The sequence below is a fragment of the Dietzia sp. UBA5065 genome (assembly GCA_002415925.1).
GTDB lineage: Bacteria > Actinomycetota > Actinomycetes > Mycobacteriales > Mycobacteriaceae > Dietzia.
The window spans coordinates 467-4,055 of the sequence record DIAZ01000066.1; the positions used below are offsets into that span (position 1 = coordinate 467).

At 74.8% G+C, this 3,589-nt stretch carries 2 protein-coding genes and 1 pseudogene; 2 read left to right on the forward strand and 1 reads right to left on the reverse strand.

The genetic code is table 11. From position 1 onward, the window contains the following. Positions 1-43: 43 nt before the first annotated feature. Complete coding sequence (locus tag B4M60_RS04970; RefSeq protein WP_291080854.1) at positions 44-1,432, reverse strand: FAD-binding oxidoreductase; 1,389 nt, start codon at positions 1,430-1,432, stop codon at positions 44-46. Positions 1,433-1,734: 302 nt separating this feature from the next. Between B4M60_RS04970 and B4M60_RS04975 the strand changes: the two genes are divergently transcribed. Beyond that, positions 1,735-2,865: a prenyltransferase/squalene oxidase repeat-containing protein gene (locus B4M60_RS04975; protein ID WP_291080856.1), complete on the forward strand. Its 1,131-nt coding sequence runs from the start codon at positions 1,735-1,737 to the stop codon at positions 2,863-2,865. Next, positions 2,865-3,589 (forward strand): annotated as a pseudogene (locus B4M60_RS04980) (hypothetical protein); the annotation flags it as partial. The gene B4M60_RS04975 and the pseudogene B4M60_RS04980, both read left to right, overlap by 1 nt.

Sequence of the window (3,589 nt, forward strand, 5' to 3'; positions counted from 1 at the left end):
GGACGACGACGACGAGGTGGCCTGACCCCGCCGTGGGCCCGGGCTAGAACATCGCGCCGGGGTTGAGGATCCCCTGGGGGTCGATCGCGTCCTTGATCCGGCGGCTCAGGGCCATGACGTCCTGCCCGAGCTGGGCCGGCAGCCACGGGGCCTTGAGCCTGCCGACGCCGTGCTCCCCGGTGATCGTCCCGCCCATCGAGATGGCCAGGTCCATCACCTCGCCGAACGCCTGCTGGGCGCGGGCGGCGAGGTCGGGGTCGTCGTCGGACAGCACGATGATGGGGTGGGTGTTGCCGTCCCCGGCGTGGGCGACCAGCGCGATCGGGACGTCGAGCCGCGCGGAGATCTCCTCGATGCCCGCGACCAGCCGCGGCAGGGCGGGCAGCGGGACGCCCACGTCCTCGAGCAGCAGCGAGCCGATCTTGCCCAGGCTCGTGAACGCGGCCCGACGCGCGACCGTGAACTGCTCGCCCTCGTCGGGGTCGTCGGTGGACACGACCTCCGTGGCGCCGTGCGCGCGGAACGCCTCGGCCATGAACTCCGTCTCTGCCTGCCGGTCGGCGCCGGTGAGGTCGGACTGCGCCAGCAGCATCGCCCCGGCGGTGGTGTCCAGGCCCATCCGCAGGTCCGCCTCGACGGCGCGGATGGAGACGGTGTCCATGAACTCGAGCATCGCCGGGCGGATCCGGCGCGTGATCGCGAGCACCGCCTCGCTGCACGCCACCACGTCGGGGAAGATGCCCACGACGGTGGAGCGCGGGGGCTGCTCCGGCAGGAGCCGGAGGATGATCTCGGTGACGATGCCGAGCGTGCCCTCGCTTCCGACGAACAGCTTGGTCAGGCTCAGCCCGGCGGTGTCCTTGAGCCTGGCGCCGCCGAGCCGGACCGCGGTGCCGTCGGCCAGCACCACCGTCAGCCCGAGCACGTAGTCGGTGGTCACCCCGTATTTCACGCAGCACAGGCCGCCGGCGTTGGTGGCGATGTTGCCGCCGATCGAGCAGATCTCGTACGACGACGGATCCGGCGGGTACCAGAGCCCGTGCTCGGCGACGGCGCGCTTGACCTCGGCGTTGAGCAGCCCAGGCTGGACGGTCGCGGTGCGGGTGACGGGGTCGACGACGACGTCGCGCATGAGCTCGGTGGAGAGCACGATCCCGCTCTCTACGGCCGTTGCGCCCCCGGACAGGCCGGAGCCCGCGCCGCGGGGCACCACCGGGACGCCGTGCTCGCTCGCCCAGCGCATGACCTCCTGGACGTCCTCCGTGGTGCGGGCCCTCACCACCGCCAGCGGCATTCCCGGGTCGGGCGCCTTGGCCCAGTCCTGGCGGTAGCCCTGGAGCACGTCGGGGTCGGTGACCACGCTCGCGCCGCCGAGGCGGGCGCGCAGGTCGTCGAGGGCGGTCGGGGACGCTCCGGCGGAGGGGTCGCTCATGGCACCGAACGTACGCCGGATCGCCGGCGGCCGAGACCTGCCCGGCCGCCGCGCCCCGCCATGATCTACTCTCCGGATGTGGCCATCAGGCCACGCCGCACGTTCTCCATCGGGGGAAGCCGGTCAAAACCCGGCACTGGCCCGCAACCGTAGGTCGCGCTCGACGCGACGAGTCGGAATGCCCGAGGAACGACGTTTCGGCTCCACACCGTCGGATGACACGGTACGGAGCTTCCGGGATCCCCGTCGGGGGCGATCGGTCGTGCCGTGGGCGTCCGCCTTGCGAAAGGCCCTCACGGCTCATGACCACCCTGACCCACGCACCCCGTCGCCGGGCGCTGCTCTCACGGACGAGCGCGGTCCTCGTCACCGTGGGCGTCGCCCTGTCGACCGGCGTCGCCACCTCCGCCGCCGCCCCGCTGGACGCCGGCGAGCTCTCCTCGGTCTCCGGGTTCCTCTCCGCCCAACTCGCCTCGGGCGGCGACCACTTCTCCACGACCTTCGACGGCATCGACTACCCGGATCACGGGTTGTCCGCGGACGCCGTGCTGGCGCTCAACGCGATCGGCGCGGGCCGCGCCCAGGCGGACGCCACGACGGCCTACCTGCAGCAGAACGTCGGCGGCTACATCGGCGCCGGGGGCGAGACCTACGCCGGTGCCACGGGCAAGCTGCTCGTCGTGGCCGCCTCGCAGGGCGTGCCGCCGACCTCGTTCGGCGGCGTGGACCTGGTGGCCCGCCTCGACTCGACCCTCACCCCGTCGGGCAGGTTCAGCGACGTCTCCGAGTGGGGCGACTACTCCAACACCCTCGGCCAGTCGTGGGCGATCATCGGCCTGAGCCGGGTCGACCGCGGCCCCGCCGCGTCCGCGGTCGACTTCCTGCGCGATCAGCAGTGCCAGGACGGCGGGTTCCGCTTGGACCTCGGTGGCACCACACCGTGTGTCTCCGATCCGGACGCCACCGCCATGGCCGTCCAGGCGCTGGTCGCCGCGTCCGACCGGACCGACCCCGACGTGGCCGAGGCCGTCGCCTACCTCGGCGACCGGATGGGCGCCGACGGCGGCGTCGGCGGCGCGGGCCCGACCTCGGCCCCCAACGGCAACAGCACGGGCCTGGCCGCCGCGGCGTTCGCCGCCGCGGGCGACACGGCCCGCGCGGGCCGCGCCCGCTCGTTCCTGGGCTCCCTGTTCTTCGGCTGCGACTCCCCCGCCGCGCTGCGGGGCGGGATCGCCTACGACGCCGCCGCCCTGGCCGCCACCGAGTCGTCGGACCAGGTCCGGCGCACCACCGCGCAGGCCGCCGTCGGCCTGTCCGGCCAGTCGTACGTCACCGTCTCGGCGGCCGGGAACGCCGCCGCTCCCGGTGCGCTGGACTGCGCGGGCGCGGGCGGCCCGTCCGGGACCGGCTCGCTGGGATCGCTGGGTCTGTGATGACGGTCAGCAGTGGCGGCGCTCGTCGTCGTCGCCTCTCACAGGTCCCCGTCGCCGCGCTCGCGGCGGGCGCCGTGGCGGTCCTCTGCGGGGTGGTCGCCCCGGCGCCTCAGGCGCGGGCGCAGGCCACCCCCTGCGCGGTGACCGAGGTGACGGTGGTCGTGGCCGGTCAGGGCACGGGTTGCGCGCCGGCGGGCCTGGACGGTCTGACGACCCTCCGGCGTGCCGGCTTCTCCGTGACGATGGTGCAGACCCAGCCCGGGTTCATCTGCCGCATCAACGGCACACCGGCGTCCGACCCGTGCGTGACGACCCCCCCGGCCGACTCGTACTGGGCCTATTATCACGCCCCACTCGGGGGGACCTGGCAGTACAGCACCCTCGGGGCCTCCGCACGCACGGCGGCCGCCGGCACGGTCGAGGGGTGGGCGTTCGGCGACGGCGCCCGTCCCGGGTCCGTTCCCACCGCACCGAGGACCCAGGTCGCCACGACGAGGCCGTCCAGCTCGTCGACGCCGCCGCGGACCACCACGCCGTCCGGCGGCAACCAGGTCACCAGGGCGACGACACGGCCGCCGGCCCCGACGGCGGTGGACGCCGGCCCCCCGGCCGGTCCCGGACCCGGGGCCGGGTTCGCAGGCGCGCCGGCAGGACCGGACGCCGGGGCCGCGGCCTCTCCCCCCGACGACGCGGGCACCGGCGCGCCGCCGGTCGCCGACGCGGG